The organism is Paracoccus sp. (in: a-proteobacteria), assembly GCF_032007265.1.
Lineage (GTDB): Bacteria > Pseudomonadota > Alphaproteobacteria > Rhodobacterales > Rhodobacteraceae > Paracoccus.
Genome location: NZ_DALZMB010000079.1, coordinates 1 through 19,305, shown reverse-complemented (window position 1 = coordinate 19,305; position 19,305 = coordinate 1). Strand labels below are relative to the sequence as shown.

21 protein-coding genes are annotated in these 19,305 nt (G+C 59.3%); 18 read left to right on the top strand and 3 right to left on the bottom strand.

Features of this window, described 5'->3' with window-relative positions; translation table 11 throughout:
* The coding region (gene bfr, locus RTS12_RS15155) for a bacterioferritin (RefSeq protein ID WP_312530003.1) at window positions 1–456 on the top strand (456 nt) is incomplete at its 5' end.
* A 266-nt stretch (window positions 457–722) separates the two neighbouring features.
* Here bfr and RTS12_RS15150 read toward each other — a convergent pair.
* Window positions 723–1,397 carry an HAD hydrolase-like protein gene (locus tag RTS12_RS15150; protein WP_312530001.1) on the bottom strand — a complete coding sequence of 225 codons (675 nt, stop codon included), beginning with the start codon at window positions 1,395–1,397 and terminating at the stop codon, window positions 723–725.
* A gap of 107 nt (window positions 1,398–1,504) precedes the next feature.
* On the opposite strand from RTS12_RS15150, the gene glmU reads away from it, so the two are divergent.
* Together glmU and glmS are read left to right on the top strand one after the other, a co-directional pair.
* Window positions 1,505–2,848 carry a bifunctional UDP-N-acetylglucosamine diphosphorylase/glucosamine-1-phosphate N-acetyltransferase GlmU gene (gene glmU / locus RTS12_RS15145; RefSeq protein ID WP_312529999.1) on the top strand — a complete coding sequence of 448 codons (1,344 nt, stop codon included), beginning with the start codon at window positions 1,505–1,507 and terminating at the stop codon, window positions 2,846–2,848.
* Window positions 2,848–4,665: a glutamine--fructose-6-phosphate transaminase (isomerizing) gene (gene glmS / locus RTS12_RS15140; RefSeq protein WP_312529997.1), complete on the top strand. Its 1,818-nt coding sequence runs from the start codon at window positions 2,848–2,850 to the stop codon at window positions 4,663–4,665. The genes glmU and glmS overlap by 1 nt, the downstream gene beginning before the upstream one ends.
* 210 nt (window positions 4,666–4,875) lie before the next feature.
* Here glmS and RTS12_RS15135 read toward each other — a convergent pair whose 3' ends face one another.
* Window positions 4,876–5,394, bottom strand: coding sequence for a hypothetical protein (locus RTS12_RS15135; protein ID WP_312529996.1), 519 nt, complete (start codon window positions 5,392–5,394; stop codon window positions 4,876–4,878).
* 130 nt (window positions 5,395–5,524) lie between these two features.
* Here RTS12_RS15135 and moaA point away from each other — a divergent pair, with 130 nt between their 5' ends.
* Window positions 5,525–6,526, top strand: coding sequence for a GTP 3',8-cyclase MoaA (gene moaA, locus RTS12_RS15130; RefSeq protein ID WP_312530007.1), 1,002 nt, complete (start codon window positions 5,525–5,527; stop codon window positions 6,524–6,526).
* A 37-nt stretch (window positions 6,527–6,563) separates the two neighbouring features.
* Here moaA and RTS12_RS15125 read toward each other — a convergent pair whose 3' ends face one another.
* Complete coding sequence (locus tag RTS12_RS15125) at window positions 6,564–6,917, bottom strand: GFA family protein (protein WP_312529994.1); 354 nt, start codon at window positions 6,915–6,917, stop codon at window positions 6,564–6,566.
* Window positions 6,918–7,107: 190 nt separating this feature from the next.
* On the opposite strand from RTS12_RS15125, the gene uvrA reads away from it, so the two are divergent.
* The 14 genes from uvrA to nuoG form a co-directional block, all read left to right on the top strand.
* Window positions 7,108–9,966, top strand: a complete 2,859-nt coding sequence (uvrA, locus tag RTS12_RS15120; protein ID WP_312529992.1) for an excinuclease ABC subunit UvrA — start codon at window positions 7,108–7,110, stop codon at window positions 9,964–9,966.
* Window positions 9,967–9,973: 7 nt separating this feature from the next.
* Window positions 9,974–10,342, top strand: a complete 369-nt coding sequence (locus tag RTS12_RS15115; protein WP_312529990.1) for a DUF4260 family protein — start codon at window positions 9,974–9,976, stop codon at window positions 10,340–10,342.
* A 319-nt stretch (window positions 10,343–10,661) separates the two neighbouring features.
* Window positions 10,662–11,027, top strand: coding sequence for an NADH-quinone oxidoreductase subunit A (locus tag RTS12_RS15110; protein WP_312529988.1), 366 nt, complete (start codon window positions 10,662–10,664; stop codon window positions 11,025–11,027).
* On the top strand, window positions 11,018–11,551 hold the full coding sequence (locus RTS12_RS15105; protein ID WP_020951218.1) for a NuoB/complex I 20 kDa subunit family protein: 534 nt from the start codon (window positions 11,018–11,020) through the stop codon (window positions 11,549–11,551). The genes RTS12_RS15110 and RTS12_RS15105 overlap by 10 nt, the downstream gene beginning before the upstream one ends.
* A gap of 9 nt (window positions 11,552–11,560) precedes the next feature.
* The gene (locus RTS12_RS15100; protein WP_312530005.1) at window positions 11,561–12,175 is read left to right on the top strand and encodes an NADH-quinone oxidoreductase subunit C; all 615 of its coding nucleotides are present in this window, start codon (window positions 11,561–11,563) and stop codon (window positions 12,173–12,175) included.
* A complete protein-coding gene (locus RTS12_RS15095) occupies window positions 12,175–12,606 on the top strand; it encodes a GFA family protein (RefSeq protein ID WP_312529980.1) in 432 nt (143 codons plus the stop codon). The genes RTS12_RS15100 and RTS12_RS15095 overlap by 1 nt, the downstream gene beginning before the upstream one ends.
* Window positions 12,606–13,844, top strand: a complete 1,239-nt coding sequence (locus RTS12_RS15090; protein WP_312529978.1) for an NADH-quinone oxidoreductase subunit D — start codon at window positions 12,606–12,608, stop codon at window positions 13,842–13,844. The genes RTS12_RS15095 and RTS12_RS15090 overlap by 1 nt, the downstream gene beginning before the upstream one ends.
* Complete coding sequence (gene nuoE, locus RTS12_RS15085) at window positions 13,844–14,617, top strand: NADH-quinone oxidoreductase subunit NuoE (protein WP_409455692.1); 774 nt, start codon at window positions 13,844–13,846, stop codon at window positions 14,615–14,617. Before RTS12_RS15090 ends, nuoE begins: the two co-directional genes overlap by 1 nt.
* 44 nt (window positions 14,618–14,661) lie before the next feature.
* Window positions 14,662–15,207: a hypothetical protein gene (locus RTS12_RS15080; RefSeq protein ID WP_312529976.1), complete on the top strand. Its 546-nt coding sequence runs from the start codon at window positions 14,662–14,664 to the stop codon at window positions 15,205–15,207.
* Entirely contained in the window at window positions 15,200–15,424 is a 225-nt protein-coding gene (locus tag RTS12_RS15075; RefSeq protein WP_312529974.1) for a DUF5337 domain-containing protein, read from the top strand. Before RTS12_RS15080 ends, RTS12_RS15075 begins: the two co-directional genes overlap by 8 nt.
* 14 nt (window positions 15,425–15,438) lie before the next feature.
* The gene (gene nuoF, locus RTS12_RS15070; protein ID WP_312529972.1) at window positions 15,439–16,734 is read left to right on the top strand and encodes an NADH-quinone oxidoreductase subunit NuoF; all 1,296 of its coding nucleotides are present in this window, start codon (window positions 15,439–15,441) and stop codon (window positions 16,732–16,734) included.
* Window positions 16,735–16,895: 161 nt separating this feature from the next.
* Window positions 16,896–17,309, top strand: a complete 414-nt coding sequence (locus tag RTS12_RS15065; RefSeq protein WP_312529970.1) for a DUF5333 domain-containing protein — start codon at window positions 16,896–16,898, stop codon at window positions 17,307–17,309.
* Window positions 17,310–17,317: 8 nt separating this feature from the next.
* Window positions 17,318–17,758, top strand: a complete 441-nt coding sequence (locus RTS12_RS15060; RefSeq protein ID WP_312529968.1) for a hypothetical protein — start codon at window positions 17,318–17,320, stop codon at window positions 17,756–17,758.
* Window positions 17,759–17,774: 16 nt separating this feature from the next.
* The coding region (gene nuoG, locus RTS12_RS15055) for an NADH-quinone oxidoreductase subunit NuoG (RefSeq protein ID WP_312529966.1) at window positions 17,775–19,305 on the top strand (1,531 nt) is incomplete at its 3' end.

Sequence of the window (19,305 nt, the reverse complement as noted above, 5' to 3'; positions counted from 1 at the left end):
CTCAACGCCGCACTGCGGTCTGAGCTGACGGCGGTCAGCCAGTACTGGCTGCATTACCGTATGCAGGAAGATTGGGGCTTCGGTCATATCGCGGATAAATCCCGCGCCGAATCGATCGAAGAAATGCAACATGCGGACCGCCTGATCCAGCGTATCATCTTCCTCGAAGGGCATCCGAATCTGCAAAAACTTGATTCTTTGCGCATCGGTCAAAACCTGAAAGAGACGCTCGAAGCAGATCTGGCAGCCGAGCATGACGCCCGCACGCTTTATATCGAAGCGCGTGAGCATTGTGAAAAAGTCGGCGATTATGTGTCCAAAGCACTGTTCGAAGATCTGATCGCGGATGAAGAAGGTCACATCGACTTTCTTGAAACCCAGTTGGATCTTTATGAATCGCTTGGTGCACAGCAATACGGCCTGCTCAACGCCAAGCCTGCAAGCCAGGCCGAGTAAGGTCTGCATCATCGAGGGGCGCTGCCCCTCGCCCCTGCGGGGCTCACCCCGAGGTATTTTTATCAGAGTGAGTGAGCAGATGATCCATTAAGCTTGTCCCGGTTCGGCCATAGGCATCAATGAACCGGGACATTTCGCTCTGAGCGGTCATCGGCACCTCTGCCTGTACCGCAGGTCTGACTATGGCTTCAAAAGTTTAAGAAAGCCTTCAGCTCATTCGTTCTGAAGAAAATACCTTGGGGTCCGGGGCAAAGCCCCGGCCTTGCTCAGCCCAACCAGGTTTCAGCCAGGGCGGGAAGGGCGTCGAATGACTGCAGCATCGCATCGGGGTTAAGCCTGGACAGGCCCTCACCTTCTGGACCAAAGGCGACCAGTGCGATCTTTACTCCGGCTGCGGTTGCGGTGCGGCGGTCTGTGTCGGTGTCGCCGACAAGGAATGATTTCGTTACATCGCCTTTGGCCTCGGCCACGGCGGCGAAATAGGGGCGGGGATCGGGTTTGCGCACCGGTAAGGTGTCGGCACCGATCATCGCGGCAAACCTGTCACGAACGCCCAGTTCGCGCAAAAGGCTTTCTGCCAGTGCGGCGGGTTTGTTGGTGCAGACTGCCAGTGCGTGGCCCATTTCCGACAGGGCATCCAGCGCGGCGACGACACCGGGATAAAGGCGGGTATGCTGGGCGATGTTTTGGGCATAATGATCCAGAAGGCGTGGGTAGTCCGCGTCTTCTGCGCCGGGCGGAAGCAGCATATCGGCGGGCAGGCGGGCGTAACCGGCACGCAGCATCGCACGCCCCCCCTGAAAGGCGATCAAAGCATCGTTAATCGGGTCTAGCTGCTGCCCCATGCCGCGATCGATAAAGCAGGCATTCGCCGCAGCGATCAGATCGGCAGAGGTATCTGCCAATGTTCCGTCCAGATCAAAGACGACTGTGCCTGCCATGGTTGTAACCTTCCGTTTAAAAGTGTGAACGCGACCCGCTTGGCCCCGCCGCGCCATATCGGTAGAACGAACGCCAGAATAAATGAACAATAAACTTCGAGGCACCGATGACAGAAACTCCGCTTGCATTGATCGTTTTGGCTGCTGGCCAGGGAAGCCGAATGCAATCCGATCTGCCGAAGGTTCTGCATCGCCTGGCAGGGGTGCCGCTGGTGGCACATGCTTTGTCAGCGGGGCGCAGCCTTGATCCACAAGAGATCGTCGTGGTGGCGGGCCATGGAGCCGAACTTGTCCGCAAAGCCGTCGCCAAGATCGAGCCAGATGCCAAGATCGCCCTTCAACCCGAGCAATTGGGCACCGGTCATGCCGTTGCACAGGCTTTGCCCGCCCTTGCGGGCTTCGAGGGCAAGGTCATCGTGCTTTATGGAGATACGCCATTCATCAGCGCTGACACCCTGCAGGCGCTGGCTGGTCATAACGCCGATGTCACGGTTTTGGGCTTTGAGGCAGCAGATCCCGGCCGCTATGGCCGCCTTGTCACAGGCGAGCAGGGGCTGGAGCGGATCGTTGAGTTCAAGGATGCCGATGCTGCCACCCGCGCCATTCGGCTGTGCAATTCCGGGGTTCTATCTGCCGATGCAGGCCTTTTGCGTGATCTGATCGGCCAATTGGGCAACGACAATGCCTCGGGTGAGTATTATCTCACGGATGTGGTCGCGCTCGCTCGGGCGGCGGGCCATTCGGCCGATGTTGTGACTTGCGACGAGGCCGAGACACTGGGCATCAACACGCGGGCTGAACTGGCCGCAGCCGAGGCTGCCTTTCAGCAGCGCGCGCGTGCCGAGGCACTTGAGAATGGCGTGACGCTAAGCGACGCATCAACGGTTTGGTTTGCGCTTGATACCTGGATTGGTCGCGACGCAATCATTGGCCAGAACGTCGTCTTTGGTCCTGGTGTGACCATCGAAAGCGGTGCTGAAATCTTGCCGTTTTGTCATCTCGAGGGCTGCCACGTCAGCTCGGGGGCGACGGTAGGCCCATTTGCGCGGCTGCGTCCGGGCGCAGAGCTGGGCGGCGATGTTCATGTCGGCAATTTCGTCGAGATCAAGAACAGCCAATTGCACGAGGGGGTCAAGGTCGGTCATCTGACTTACCTTGGTGATGCGGAAATCGGCGAGGCGACCAATATTGGCGCAGGGACCGTCACCTGCAACTATGATGGTGTCTCCAAGCATCGCACGGTGATCGGTGCCAATGCCTTTATCGGTTCGGATACGATGCTGGTTGCTCCGGTCCGGATCGGGGCGCGGGCCATGACGGGCTCGGGCTCGGTGATCACGCAAGATGTTGCGGATGATGCCTTGGCGATTGCGCGCGCGGCGCAGGTGGTGAAGCCGGGGCTAGCCACCCGGATGATGGAGGCGCTTCGCGCCCGGAAGGACAATCGCTGATGTGCGGCATTATCGGAATTCTTGGTAAACACGAGGTCTCGCCGCAATTGGTCGAGGCGCTGAAGCGTCTGGAATATCGCGGCTATGATTCTGCGGGTGTGGCCAGCGTCGACGCAGCGGGCAATCTGGATCGCCGTCGCGCGGTTGGCAAGCTGGTCAACCTGTCCGACCGCTTGGTTCATCAACCTCTACAGGGTCATATCGGCATTGGTCATACGCGCTGGGCCACCCATGGCGCCGCCACCGAGGCCAATGCCCATCCCCATCGCCGCGGCCCGGTTGCCGTCGTTCACAACGGCATCATCGAGAATTTTCGCGATCTGCGCGCCGAGGTGATTGCCGCGGGGCTTGCCCCGGAATCCGAGACCGATACCGAAGTTGTCGCGCTTTTGACTGCGCGCCACATGGCAGAGGGGATGAGCCCGGTCGAGGCGGCTCGCGCCACTGTGGCCCGTTTGCATGGTGCCTTCGCCCTAGCCTTTGTCTTTGACGGCGAGGCCGATCTGATGGTGGCCGCGCGCAAAGGCAGCCCCCTTGCGATCGGGCATGGTGATGGCGAGATGTATCTTGGTTCGGATGCGGTTGCGCTTGCGCCCTTTACCGACCGCATCACCTATCTCGAGGATGGCGACTTTGCTGTTCTGACGCGCTCGGGCGTTGTCATCGAGGATCTTGCAGGCCGCCGCGTGAACCGCGACCTTTCCGTGATCGATGTTGGATCGACGGCGATCGACAAGGGCGGTCATCGCCATTTCATGGCCAAGGAAATCGCCGAACAGCCAGTGGTTCTGGGCGATGCGTTGAACCATTACCTGAATGGCGAACGCATTGTCCTGCCCGAGGGGATGGACTTCTCGCAGGTGGACCGGCTGACATTGGTGGGCTGTGGCACGGCCTATTACGCCGCGCATGTTGCGAAATATTGGTTCGAGCGGCTGGCAGGGTTGGCCTGTGACATCGATGTTGCAAGCGAGTTCCGCTATCGCGAGCCGCCGGTTTCGCCGCAAAGCTGGGCGATTTTCGTTAGCCAGTCTGGTGAAACAGCCGATACTTTGGCGGCGCTGCATTACGTCAAGGATAAGGTCGCCAAGATCATCGGGGTGGTGAATGTCGGCACCTCGGCGATTGCGCGCGAATCCGATGTGGCCTTGCCCACGCTTGCGGGGATCGAGGTGGGCGTCGCCTCCTCCAAGGCCTTCACCTGTCAGCTGGCGGTTCTGGCCGTGCTTGCGGTCAAGGCTGCCCATGATCGCGGGCGCATCAATGACCAAGAGCGCGCGGCATTGATTGCCGAGCTGCGGCTTTTGCCGGGTCTGCTGAACCAGGTGCTTGGGCTTGGCTCGGATTGCAAGGGGCTGGCCTCTTGGTTGGCCGAAGCGCAGGACGTGCTTTATCTGGGCCGCGGGGCGCTGTACCCCGTTGCGCTAGAGGGGGCGCTGAAGCTGAAAGAGCTAAGCTATATCCACGCCGAGGGCTATGCATCTGGCGAATTGAAACATGGGCCGATCGCATTGATCGATCAAAATGTCCCGGTTGTCGTGCTTGCCCCGCGCGATGCGCTTTTCGACAAGACCGTCTCGAATATGCAAGAGGTCATGGCGCGTCACGGCAAGGTGCTGTTGATTTCCGATGCGCAGGGCGTGGCCGCCGCGGGCGAGGGCTGTCATGCCACGCTGACCATGCCAGCGGATGGCGGTATTTTTGCGCCGATCCTTTATGCCGTTCCCATGCAATATCTGGCCTATTTTACGGCAGTTGCTAAGGGCACGGATGTGGATCAGCCCCGCAATTTGGCGAAATCGGTAACGGTTGAATAGGGGGCGGACCTGCCCCTTCGCGCGATCCGAGTGATCCGCGCGACAAAAAAGGCGGCCATAGGGTCGCCTTTTTTATTTGGACAGATCTTGGCACAATGCGGTCTTAGGCGTGGCGAGTCGAAAGCGCGACCTGTCCAAGGGCGACCTGCCTCATCGTAACTGGTGTAGGCTCGACTGACCCAATCCGCATTGGCCTGAACCAGTTTGGCCTTAGTTTTTATAGACTTCGATCGTGGGCAGATCGGTCAGGCTGACACCAATCAGTTGCAGGGCGGGCAGGGATACCTGACTGCCGCCGCTGGCGGGGCCAGCAAGTGGCTGAAGCTGCACCTTGGCCGATTTGCCGTTTGCGGGATTGACGATACGCCCCTCTGCTGCCGTTTTTACCAGCGGCGTCTTGATCCAAAAGCCCGGCAAGGTCGGATCCCCCAGCGAGGCCACGGTCGAGCCAAGTTTCGCTTCGGCCGTGCTGGGCGCCTTGGCTGCTTCGGCCTTTTGGGCAGTGGTGGTGGTGTTGAACTCTGCAGCCGTCTTGGCATTGCCGCGCGGCACGGGTGCCTTGATCGCCGCCGCACCTGCACCTGCAGCCATGCTGGTCTCAGCACCCTGCGAGGTGGCATCCTGGCTTGCCGTCGTGGGTTTGCTGCCTGTCATCAACTCTGTCGTTTGCGCGCAGGCCGCAAGCAGGATCAATGGCAGCAACAAAACCCGTCGCATGCTCTTTGGCATTGTCTCACCCTTTTAAGATTGCTGTCAGGAAAAGCTAACGGCGCGAATGATGCCTGTCCATCGAAGCTGGGGCTTTTGGTTGATAAGAGCTTACCTTGTGCGGTTCTTTGCCGCCGCTTATCTATGGGGCATGGAACATATGCCGCTCATCGACCCATTTGCCCGTCCGATTACCTATTTGCGGGTGTCGGTGACGGATCGCTGTGACTTTCGCTGCACCTATTGCATGGCGGAACATATGCAGTTTCTGCCAAAGGCGGATCTGCTGACCCTGGAAGAGCTGGATCGGCTTTGCTCGGCCTTTGTCGGGCTGGGGGTGCGTAAATTGCGCATTACCGGCGGCGAGCCCTTGGTGCGGCGCAATATCATGAGCTTTTTCCGTGCGATGTCGCGTCATCTGGGCAATGGGCTGGATGAGCTGACCCTGACCACCAATGGCAGCCAGCTGGCGCGTTATGCGCAGGAATTGGCGGATTGCGGGGTGCGCCGCATCAATGTCTCGCTTGATACGTTGGACCATGACGATTTCGCAGCCATTACCCGCTGGGGGCGGTTGCCTCAGGTTCTTGAGGGGATCAAGGCCGCCAAGGCAGCAGGGCTGCGCGTCAAGATCAATACCGTCGCGCTAAAGGGCTTCAACGAAGCTCAACTGTTTCCGCTGCTTGAATGGTGCGCCCAGAATGATCACGATCTGACGTTTATCGAGGTCATGCCCATGGGCGATATCGGCGGCGAGGATCGGCTGGACCAATATTGGCCATTGTCGGATTTGCGCCAGCGCCTGTCGGAACGCTTCAGCCTTACGCCCTTGACCGAGCGGACGGGGGGGCCGGCGCGTTACTTCCGGATCGAGCAAACCGGGCAAAAGCTGGGCTTCATCACGCCTTTGACGCATAATTTCTGCGAAAGCTGCAACCGCGTGCGACTGACCTGCACGGGCGAGCTGTTCATGTGTCTTGGTCAGGAAGATCAGGCCGATCTGCGCGCGCCGCTGCGTGCCTCGCAAGATGATGACGCCTTGCGCCAGACCATCCGCGAGGCGATCACCCGCAAGCCAAAGGGCCATGATTTTGATTATAGCCGTGGTGTTCACGGCCAGATGACACGTCACATGAGCCATACGGGCGGCTGATCAGGTGAGGGGCCAGCGCCGCTGTGCGTCTTGGCCCTTAGCTTTCTGCGCCGTTGATGTGGTGACTTTTCAGCGCGCGGGGATTGACGTTTTCCAGGCAGTTCACATTGACTGCCACCATATCCATTCCATCCGGACCTTTCCCAAGTGCATAGGATTCGACCCCACAGGTCGGACAAAAGCGATGGTGGACGATCATCTTGTGAAACAGATATTCCGTCACCGGGCCGTTGTTGACCAAGCGAAACTGATCGGTGGGGACAAAGGTCAGCACCGCCCCAATTCGCTGGCAGCGAGAGCAGTTACAGGTGAAGGTCTGATCCAAATCCGCTTCCACCTCATAGGTGACTGCGCCGCATTGGCAGCCCCCTGAATAATGCTTTTCTGGCATGATGTTTCTCCGCGCGTGTTCCGGTTCGCTTTCGTCGTGCCCAACGTGCCGCAATGTTCTTGGTTCCGGCGTTCTACAAAGGTGGTAAATCGACGAATAGGCAGGAATGTTCGCGCGATGTTCTCATTTTAAGGTTGCGTTTTTGCAATCACTGCCTATCTCATGCGCTTGGCGGAAACGGGATCTGACGATGGAACAGAAGTTCATCGAGGTGCGCGGTGCGCGCGAGCATAATCTGAAGAACGTGGATCTCGACATTCCGCGCGATAAGCTGGTGGTGATCACCGGCCTTTCGGGCTCTGGAAAGTCCTCGTTGGCGTTCGACACGATCTATGCCGAGGGGCAGCGCCGCTACGTCGAAAGCCTGTCGGCCTATGCGCGCCAGTTTCTGGATATGGCGGGAAAGCCCGATGTCGACCGGATTTCGGGGCTGTCACCTGCGATCTCGATCGAGCAAAAGACGACCTCCAAGAACCCGCGCTCGACCGTGGGGACCGTCACCGAGATCTATGATTACCTTCGCTTGCTGTTTGCACGCGCCGGTACGCCTTACTCGCCCGCAACCGGCCTGCCCATCGAGGCGCAGCAGGTGCAAGACATGGTCGATTCGATCATGGCCATGCCCGAGGGGACGCGAGGCTATCTGTTGGCGCCGATCGTTCGCGATCGCAAAGGCGAATATAAGAAAGAATTCCTAGAGCTGCGCAAACAGGGCTTTCAGCGCGTCAAGGTCGATGGGGCCTTTTACGAGCTGGATGAGCCGCCGGTTCTTGATAAGAAATTCCGCCATGACATCGATGTTGTCGTTGACCGTATCGTCGTGCGCGAAGGCATGGAAACGCGCCTTGCCGACAGTTTCCGCACAGCGCTGGATCTCGCAGATGGCATCGCCATCCTCGAAACCGCGCCTTCGGAGGGTGAGGGCGAGCGTATCACCTTCAGCGAAAACTTTGCCTGCCCGGTCTCGGGGTTCACCATTCCTGAAATCGAGCCGCGCCTTTTCAGTTTCAACGCGCCTTTCGGGGCCTGCCCGGTCTGCGACGGTCTGGGGATGGAGCTGTTTTTCGACGAAAGGCTGGTCGTTCCCGATCAGGGATTGTCGGTGGCACAGGGGGCGATTGCGTCATGGGCCAAGTCGAAATCGGCCTATCTGACCCAAACCGTCAATGCTTTGGCCAAACATTACGACTTTGACAAAAAGACGCCCTGGAAAGATCTGCCTGAAAACGTCCAGAAGATGTTTCTTTATGGCTCAGACGGGGAAGAGGTCAAATTCCGCTTTGATGATGCCGGGCGGATCTATGAAATCGCGCGCAGTTTCGAGGGCGTGATCCCCAATATGGAGCGACGCCTGCGCGAAAGCGACAGTGCCTTTGTTCGCGAAGAATTCGAGCGTTATCAAAACAATCGTCCCTGCGGCGCCTGTCACGGCTATCGCCTTAAGCCCGAGGCATTGGCCGTCAAGATCGCGGGCAACCATATTGGCGAGGTCACGCAGCTGTCGATCCGCGAGGCGTTGGATTGGATCAATGCGGCCCCTGGCACCCTGTCCAAGCAGAAATCCGAGATCGGCACCGCCATCTTTAAGGAAATCCGCGAGCGGCTGGGATTCCTGGTTAACGTGGGCCTTGATTACCTGACGCTGTCACGCGCGGCAGGAACGCTTTCGGGCGGCGAAAGCCAGCGTATCCGTCTGGCCAGCCAGATCGGCTCGGGGCTGACGGGGGTGCTTTACGTGCTGGACGAGCCCTCGATCGGGTTGCATCAGCGCGATAATGACCGGCTGCTGCAAACGCTAATGAACCTGCGCGATCAGGGGAACTCGGTTCTGGTGGTCGAGCATGACGAGGATGCGATCCGCCACGCCGATTATGTCTTTGATATTGGCCCAGGTGCCGGGGTGCATGGTGGCGAGATTATCGCCAAGGGCACGCCCGCCGAAATTGCGGCCAACCCCAAAAGCCTGACCGGCCAATATCTGTCGGGGATGCGCGAAATCCCGGTCGCGGCGCATCGCCGTCTGGGTAATGGCAAGAAGCTGACCGTGATCGGTGCAACCGGCAACAACCTTAAGAATGTGACGGCCGAATTTCCTTTGGCCAAATTCGTATGTGTCACCGGGGTCTCGGGGGGGGGGAAATCCACCCTGACGATCGAGACTTTGTTCAAAACCGCCTCGATGCGGTTGAACGGCGCGCATCAGACACCTGCCCCCTGCGAGACGATCAAGGGGCTTGAGCATCTCGACAAAGTCATCGACATCGACCAGCGCCCCATCGGGCGCACGCCCCGATCGAACCCCGCGACCTATACCGGGGCCTTTACGCCGATCCGCGACTGGTTCGCGGGCCTGCCCGAGGCAAAGGCGCGCGGCTATAAGCCGGGGCGGTTCAGCTTCAATATCAAGGGTGGGCGTTGCGAGGCATGTCAGGGTGATGGCGTCATCAAGATCGAGATGCACTTTCTGCCCGATGTCTATGTCACCTGCGAGACCTGCCAGGGTAAGCGCTATAATCGTGAAACTCTTGAGGTACAGTTCAAAGGCAAGTCGATTGCCGATGTGCTGGATATGACCGTCGAAGAGGCGCAAGAGTTCTTCAAGGCCGTTCCCTCGATCCGAAACAAGATGGATGCTTTGGTCGAGGTCGGTCTGGGCTATGTCAAAGTCGGCCAGCAAGCGACCACCCTGTCAGGGGGCGAGGCGCAGCGGGTCAAACTGGCCAAGGAATTGTCGCGCCAATCGACTGGCCGCACGCTTTACATTCTGGATGAACCGACCACTGGTCTGCATTTCGAGGATGTGCGCAAGCTTTTGGAAGTGCTTCATTCCTTGGTCGATCAGGGCAATACGGTCGTTGTCATCGAGCATAATCTTGATGTGATCAAAACCGCTGATTGGCTGATCGATATTGGCCCCGAAGGCGGCGATGGCGGTGGGCGGATCGTGGCGCTTGGCACCCCCGAAGAGGTTGCGGCCAATGCCGACAGCCATACCGGACGCTATCTTGGCCCATTGCTGGCGCGCGCCAAGCGCAGCGCTGCAGAGTAGGGGCACCATGAGCACCGAGAACTGGCAAAGGATCGAGGGCGCGATCATTGCCGCGATTGCGCTGATCATTTCGGTGATGGCGGGGGCGGGATGGTCGTGGTGGCTGTGGCTGGTCGTGCTTTTGCTGCCCGACCTGTCGATGGCGGGCTATCTGGCCGGGCCTGTTCGCGGCGCTTTTGTCTATAACCTGTTTCACCTTTACGCATCGGGACTTGTTCTGGTGTTGCTGGGGATGCTCGTGGGCCAAGTCGATTTGATCACTCTGGGGCTTTTATGGCTGGCCCATGTCGGCATTGACCGTGCCATTGGCTTTGGCCTGAAACGGCCCGAGGGCTTTAGCCAAACCCATCTGGGCCAGATCGACCGCCGCCGCTGATCGCAAGCTTGGCGCGCCGTCAGTTTGTGCTGAAAAGATCAGGTGCGAATCTTTGCAAAGGCCGCGGGATTTGGGGCTGATCCAAGGCTTGCCGCATAGGCTGCGCGATAAATAAAGCTGACCCTGTGGTGGCAATGCCTCATCTTGGCGCAAATATTTGTTTTTAAAACACGATTTTCGCTGAGAGAGTCAGCTGGCGACTGCGGCGACATGCCGCACGCCCGTTGACCCCGCCTGCTCTCGCGGATAAACGGACGGAAGCCAAACCCATCGCGGGGACGCCACACGGGTTCCTGCGCGCGAGAGGGAGCCTTACTCCGTGGATTACCTGCTACACGAATATCTGCCGATCCTCGTCTTTCTTGCAATGGCTTCGGCGCTTGCAATCGTTCTGATGCTGGCGGCAGTCGTGATTGCTGTGCGTAACCCTGACCCGGAAAAGGTCAGCGCTTACGAATGCGGCTTCAATGCTTTCGACGATGCGCGGATGAAGTTCGATGTGCGCTTCTACCTTGTCTCGATCCTGTTCATCATTTTCGACCTCGAGGTCGCTTTCCTTTTCCCTTGGGCCGTCAGCTTTGGTGGCCTGACCGAGGTCGCGTTCTGGTCGATGATGGTGTTCCTGGGCGTGCTGACCATAGGCTTTGCCTATGAATGGAAGAAAGGGGCGCTGGAATGGGCGTGATGACCGGGGCAAATACCGCCGGGGCCGACCGCGAGGTCGCCACGGCCGAGCTGAACCGCGAATTGCAGGATAAAGGCTTCCTGCTGACCACGGCCGAAGATCTGATCACCTGGGCACGCAATGGTTCGCTGCACTGGATGACCTTCGGTCTGGCCTGCTGTGCGGTCGAGATGATGCAAACCTCGATGCCGCGCTATGACCTGGAACGCTTTGGTGCCGCGCCGCGCGCCTCGCCGCGCCAGTCCGACGTGATGATCGTCGCCGGCACGCTGACCAATAAAATGGCGCCGGCTTTGCGCAAGGTCTACGACCAGATGCCCGAGCCGCGCTATGTCATCTCGATGGGAAGCTGCGCCAATGGCGGTGGCTATTACCATTACTCCTATTCAGTTGTGCGTGGCTGCGATCGCATCGTGCCGGTCGATATTTATGTGCCAGGTTGCCCTCCGACCGCCGAAGCGCTGCTTTATGGCATTTTGCAACTTCAGCGCCGGATCCGTCGCACCGGCACGTTGGTGAGGTAAGTCATGGCCATGATCGATCCAGAACTGCTGGAAAGCCTTGCTGAACATATTTCGACGCGCCGCTCGAACGAGGTGATCTCGACCGAGATTGCCTTTGGCGAGCTGTCGATCACTGCGACCCTGTCTGGCATTGTCGAGCTGATCGACTTTTTGCGCAGCGATCCGACCTGCCGTTTTTCGACGCTGATCGACATTACTGCGGTGGATCATCCGGCGCGCCCGGCACGCTTTGACGTGGTTTACCACCTACTGTCGATGTATCAAAACCAGCGCATTCGCGTCAAAGTCGCGGTTCGCGACGACGAGTTGGTGCCAAGCCTGATCGGCGTTTTCGCCGGGGCAAACTGGTACGAGCGCGAGATTTTCGACATGTTCGGGATCTTGTTCTCGGGCCATCCCGACCTGCGCCGCATTTTGACCGATTACGGCTTTCGCGGCCATCCTTTGCGCAAGGATTTTCCGACCACCGGCTATGTCGAAGTGCGTTGGAATGACGTGGAAAAGCGCGTTGTCTATGAGCCCGTGAAACTGGTTCAGGAATACCGCCAGTTCGACTTTCTCTCGCCTTGGGAGGGTGCGAAATACGTGCTGCCCGGCGACGAAAAAGCCCCGGGGGCAAAGTAATGGCCGAACGCGCGTCAGGTTCATGCTTGTGCGGGGCCGCCACCTTCACCGCCATTCCAGGGCAGCATGCCCATATCTGCCATTGCGGCATGTGCCGCAAATTCTCGGGCGGTATGTTCATGGTCGTGGATTGCGGCGACACGGTTGAATTCTCAGATCGCTCTGCGGTGTCGACCTATGTGTCCAGCGAATGGGGTGAGCGGCTGTTTTGCAAAAGCTGTGGCAGCTCACTGGCATGGCGCGCGCGCGACGGAAAAATGACCATGGTTTCGATGCAGGCCTTTGATGCGCCAGAAGCATTCGAGATCGAGAGCCAGATCTTCGTGGATTGTAAGCCCGCCAATTATGCGCTGGCGAACCAGACCGTGATGATGACCGGAGAAGAGGTGATGGCGAAATTTGCCTCTTTGTCCAGCGAAGGGAACGCGTGATGGACGGCGATATCCGCAAGAACAGCTATGACGACGGATCGCAGGACGCCCTGACCGGCGAACAAAGTATCCGCAATTTCAACATCAACTTTGGCCCTCAGCACCCTGCAGCCCATGGCGTGCTGCGCATGGTGCTTGAGCTTGACGGGGAAATCGTCGAGCGCGCCGATCCTCATATCGGCCTGCTGCATCGCGGCACCGAAAAGTTGATGGAAAGCCGCACCTACCTGCAGAACCTGCCTTATTTCGACCGCCTCGATTACGTGGCGCCGATGAATCAGGAACATGCCTGGTGTCTGGCGATCGAACGCCTGACCGGGACCACCATTCCCCGCCGCGCCAGCCTGATCCGCGTGCTGTACAGCGAGATCGGCCGTATTCTGAACCACCTCATGGGCCTGACCACCGGCGCAATGGACATCGGTGCGCTGACGCCGCCGCTGTGGGGCTTTGAAGCCCGCGAGCAGTTGATGGTGTTTTACGAGCGCGCCTGCGGTGCGCGTCTGCACGCTGCCTATTTCCGCCCCGGTGGTGTCCATCAGGATCTGCCGCCGCAGCTGATCGATGATATTGAGGCTTGGTGCGAAACCTTCCCGAAGGTTGTGGACGACCTTGATACGCTGCTGACCGAGAACCGGATCTTTAAGCAGCGTCAGGTCGATATCGGCATCGTCACCGAGCAAGACTGCCTTGATTGGGGCTATACCGGCGTCATGGTGCGTGGCTCGGGGCTTGCATGGGATTTGCGCCGTGCGCAGCCCTATGAATGCTATGACGAATTCGACTTCCAGATCCCGGTGGGCAAGAACGGCGACTGCTACGACCGTTTCCTTGTTCGCATGCAAGAGATGCGCGAGTCGCTGAAGATCATGAAGCAGGCTTGCGCCAAATTGCGCGCCGAACCTGCGGGTGATGTGCTGGCGCGTGGCAAATTGACCCCGCCGCGCCGCACCGACATGAAGCGCGACATGGAAAGCCTGATCCACCACTTCAAGCTTTACACCGAAGGCTTCAAGGTTCCCGCCGGCGAGGTCTATGCCGCCGTCGAGGCCCCCAAGGGCGAGTTTGGCGTTTATCTTGTCAGCGACGGCACCAATAAACCCTATCGCGCCAAATTGCGTGCGCCGGGCTTTGCCCATCTGCAATCCATGGACTGGATCGCCAAAGGTCACATGCTGGCCGACGTGCCGGCATTGATCGCCACGCTTGATATCGTTTTCGGAGAGGTTGACCGCTGATGCTGCGCCGTCTTTCACCCGTTCAGCCCGCGAGCTTTGCGTTCACGCCGGCCAACCTTGAATGGGCTCAGGCCCAGATCACCAAATATCCCGAGGGTCGTCAGCAATCGGCGATCATCCCGATTTTGTGGCGCGCACAAGAGCAAGAGGGCTGGCTGAGCCGTCCTGCGATTGAATTCTGCGCGTCCTTTTTGGGCATGCCCTATATGCGGGCGTTGGAAGTGGCGACCTTCTATTTCATGTTCCAGCTTTATCCGGTTGGTTCGGTTGCCAATATCCAGATTTGCGGCACCACCACCTGCATGATCTGCGGTGCCGAGGATCTGGTCCGCATCTGCAAAGAAAAAATTGCCCCCGCGCCTCATACCCTTTCGGCTGATGGCCGTTTTTCCTGGGAAGAGGTCGAGTGCCTTGGCGCTTGTTCGAATGCGCCCATGGTGCAGATCGGCAAGGATTTCTACGAAGATCTGACCGCCGAAAAGCTGTCCGAACTGATTGACGCCTTCGCTGCAGGCGAGGTTCCGGTGCCCGGTCCGCAGAATGGACGTTTTGCCTCCGAGCCCCTTGGTGGGCCGACGGCGCTTGCCGGGCTGAAGGGCACGGGCGATCAATATAATGCCAGCGTCAGCCGCGCGGTTGCGCTTGGCGAAACGGTCAAGCGCATCGATGGGACCGAGGTTCCGCTGCTGACACCGTGGCTAAAAGGCAAGGGCGCGGCGGGAAATGAAACCAAGGTTTCGTCAGATGCCGCGAAAGATGGTACAGAAAGCTAAGGGGAAAGCGTTTCCCTGTCAGAGCAGGTGAGGCGATCACACAGATGCAACAGTCAGACCGCGTCAGAATGTGCTGGATTGTCGGGGCCATCTCGGGCCTCGTGGTTTTGCTATTCGTTTCGGGTCTGGGCGACACCCATTGGCTGGGTGGGGCATTCCTGGGGTTGATTACCTTTTTCCTGCTTGGGGCGACGCTGATCTGGCTGTCTGACGCACCCGATCTGGGCGGACTTGATCTTGAGACCGATCTGATCGAGGCCGCGGTTGCGCGTGCGGCAAGCTCTGCCCCGGTCAACGCTGTGATCACCGCGCAAGCCGCCTCCTTGCAGGAGGCCCCCATGGCGCAGACGGCTGTGGCTAAGTCAGGCGCGGCTGATGATCTTAAGGTGATCAACGGTATCGGCATCAAGATCGAAGAGGCCCTGCACCAGCTTGGCGTGACCCAATTTGCGCAGATTGCAGCTTGGGACGCCGGCGAGCGCCAGGATTTTGCCACCAAGCTTGGCCGCCTTGGCCGCCGCATCGAGGCGGATGATTGGGTCGGTCAGGCGCAGGCATTGATGAACAGCGGGGCGGTCAATCATGGCTGATTCCGCGCAAAAGGATGCAGGCCAGATGCGTCTTGTGGCGGTGGTGATCGCTGTCACGATGCTGGGCTGGCTGGGCTTTCAATGGATTGGCGGGCGTTTTGATCTGCCCGCAAAATATGCCTATCTCGCCGATCTGGCGGCAATGGCGGCAATGATCTGGTCGCTTTTGGTGACCTGGCGGATCTGGCGGCGGCGCAATGCGTCGACGCAACGATAAGGATGACGACGTAAATGTTGAACGATCAGGACCGGATCTTTACGAACCTTTATGGGATGGGTGATCGCAGCCTGGCCGGCGCCAAGAAGCGCGGCTGCTGGGATGGCACCTCCGAGATCATTTCGCGCGGGCGTGACAAGATCGTCGATCAGATGAAGGCCTCGGGGCTGCGTGGCCGCGGCGGCGCAGGTTTCCCGACCGGCATGAAATGGTCCTTTATGCCCAAAGAAAGCGACGGTCGCCCGTCGTATCTGGTGATCAACGCCGACGAATCCGAGCCCGCGACCTGCAAAGACCGCGACATCATGCGCCATGATCCGCATACGCTGATCGAGGGCGCCTTGATTGCCAGCTTCGCGATGGGGGCACATACCTCGTATATCTATCTGCGGGGCGAATTCATTCGCGAGCGCGAGGCGCTGCAGGCTGCAATCGACGAATGCTATGATGCGGGCCTTTTGGGGCGCAATGCCGCCGGTTCGGGCTGGGATTTTGACCTGTTCCTGCATCACGGCGCAGGCGCCTATATCTGCGGCGAGGAAACCGCGCTGCTGGAAAGCCTCGAGGGCAAAAAAGGCATGCCGCGCATGAAACCGCCGTTCCCGGCCGGGGCGGGGCTTTATGGTTGCCCGACGACCGTGAACAACGTCGAATCGATTGCGGTCGTGCCGACGATCCTGCGTCGCGGCCCGGAATGGTTCGCATCCTTTGGCCGCCCCAATAACGCAGGCGTCAAGCTGTTTGGCATGACCGGTCACGTCAACACGCCTTGCGTGGTCGAAGAGGCCATGTCGATCCCGATGCGCGAGCTGATCGAAAAGCACGGCGGCGGTGTGCGCGGTGGCTGGAAAAACCTGAAAGCGGTTATCCCCGGCGGCGCCTCTTGTCCGGTCCTGACGGCAGAGCAGTGCGAAAATGCGATCATGGATTATGACGGCATGCGTGAACTGCGGTCCTCGTTCGGGACGGCCTGCATGATCGTCATGGATCAAAACACCGACATCATCAAAGCGATCTGGCGCCTTTCAGCCTTTTTCAAACATGAAAGCTGCGGCCAATGCACCCCTTGCCGCGAAGGCACGGGCTGGATGATGCGCGTCATGGACCGTTTGGTGCGCGGCGAGGCCGAGGTCGAGGAAATCGACATGCTGTTCGACGTCACCAAGCAGGTCGAAGGCCATACCATTTGCGCCCTTGGCGACGCGGCTGCCTGGCCTATCCAGGGCTTGATCCGCAATTTCCGCGAAGAAATCGAAGATCGCATCAAGGCCAAGCGCACCGGGCGCATGGGCGCAATGGCGGCGGAGTAAGCCTGAACATGGTCAAGCACACCGCATATGACACCAAGACGGGGCAGGGCATTATCGCCCGCGCCCTGCAGTCTGCGCGGTCGTGCTCACTCTTCCGTGTCGGGCGGATGCAACGGGTTCGTGCTATGACGGCGCTTTCCGCTTCACAGGAGGCCAAAGCGATGAATGTCTTGAAAACCTTGATTGCCGCCGGATTGACCCTGACGGCCGTGGCCGCGACCCCCGCCTTTGCGCTGGGGCCGCTGAGCCAGGAAAAATATATCAATGATCGGCTGATCGCCGCGCGGATTGCTGATCGCATCCGTCGTGAGTGCAAAACCTATGACGCGCGCATGATGTATGCCTGGGGCCAAGCGCGAGCGTTGAAAAAATATGCGCGGGCGCAGGGCTATACCGAGGCGCAGATCGACACCTTTCTGGACAGCAAGGAAGAGAAGAAGCGCATCTATGCCGTCGCCGAGGATTATCTGAAGCGCAAGGGTGCCAAGAAAGGCGATCCCGAGAGCTTTTGTGCCGTCGGCGCACAGGAATTCGCGCAGAATTCGTATATCGCAACCTTTCTGGTGAAGAAATGATGCAGGCGATGCGTTTCATCCGTGCCGCAGGGCTAAGTCTGGCGGCTTTGACTTGGGTTGCGGGCGGTCTGATGGCCGACGGGCGGGCAGAGGCCGGCCCGTTCACCCCGACCGCGCAGAAATTCATTCTGAATTTCGACATGTTCGCCCCTTCGGACCTGTCTTGCGTCGCCACCGGTGACGGGGTGCGCAGCAAGTCCTCGCGTGATTTGGCTGGAAAGCCCGTGCTGCGCGTCACCGGGAATGCTGCGGGCGCGGATATCGAATGTGCGCTGCCGGATGGGACGCGCTACCGCGTGACCTCGAATAATGACGCGACCTTCACACCCGGCGCCCCGACCGAGGCGACAGTCACCTTCGAACGCGGCCAGCCCGCGATGACGACCGTTCTGCGCATCCAGGGCCGCCAGGACGTCTATGATTTCAATTCCTTCGTCCGCGTGGACTAAGGCAAAGGACAGGCAGATGACCGAACTTCGCAAGATCAAGATCGACGACAAGATCATCGAGGTCGATCCCAATATGACCCTGATTCAGGCCTGCGAAGCGGCCGGCGTCGAAGTGCCGCGCTTTTGCTATCACGAGCGTTTGTCGATCGCTGGCAACTGCCGTATGTGCCTGGTCGAGGTCGTGGGCGGCCCGCCGAAACCGGCGGCTTCTTGTGCGATGCAGGTCAAGGATTTGCGTCCTGGCCCCGATGGCGCCCCGTCAGAGGTCAAGACCAACTCGCCCATGGTGCGCAAGGCGCGTGAAGGCGTGATGGAGTTTTTGCTGATCAACCACCCGCTTGATTGCCCGATCTGCGATCAGGGCGGCGAATGCGATCTGCAAGATCAGGCCATGGCTTATGGCGTCGATTTTTCGCGCTATCGCGAGCCCAAGCGCGCGACCGAGGATTTGAACCTTGGCCCCTTGGTCGAAACCCATATGACGCGCTGCATCTCTTGCACCCGCTGCGTGCGTTTCACCACCGAAGTCGCGGGCATCACCCAGATGGGCCAGACCGGGCGCGGTGAAGATAGCGAGATCACCTCCTATCTGAACGAGACGCTCGATTCGAACCTTCAGGGCAATATCATCGATCTTTGCCCCGTCGGTGCTTTGGTGTCCAAACCCTATGCTTTCACCGCCCGCCCATGGGAGCTGACCAAGACCGAATCCATCGATGTGATGGATGCGCTTTGCAGCAATATCCGCGTCGATACCAAGGGTCGCGAAGTCATGCGGATCTTGCCGCGTAACAATGACGGCGTGAACGAAGAATGGATCTCGGATAAAACCCGCTTTGTCTGGGATGGCCTGCGTCGCCAGCGGCTGGATAAGCCCTATATCCGTGAGAATGGCAAACTGCGCCCTGCAAGCTGGCCCGAGGCGCTAGAGGCAGCGGCCCATGCCATGAAGGGCAAGAAGGTTCTTGGCCTGATCGGGGATCTGGTTCCCGTCGAGGCAGCCTTCAGCCTGAAGCAACTGATTGAGGGGCTGGGTGGCAGCGTCGAGTGCCGCACCGATGGCGCGCGCCTGCCTGCGGGCAACCGCTCGGCCTATGCCGGAACCGCGCATATTGCCGATATTGATCATGCCAAGCATATCTGCCTGATCGGGACCAATCCCCGCAACGAAGCCCCCGTGCTGAATGCGCGCATTCGCAAAGCCTGGATTAATGGCGCATCGGTGGGCCTGGTCGGCGAGGCGGCTGATCTGACCTATGATTACGTCCATATCGGCACCGACCGCGACGCTTTGGTTCAGCTTTTGGGCTATGAGGTCGATGAGCAAACCAAGGCTGACCCCTCGATCGTCATTCTGGGGCAGGGTGCGCTGCGCGAAGCGGATGGCGAGGCGGTTTTGGCCCATGCCATGGCCTTTGCCGAAAAGACCAACTCAAAGCTGCTGATCTTGCACACTGCCGCAGCTCGCGTCGGGGCGATGGATGTTGGCGCTGTGACCGAGGGCGGTCTGACCGCCGCGATCGAGGGCGCCGAGGTCATCTATAATC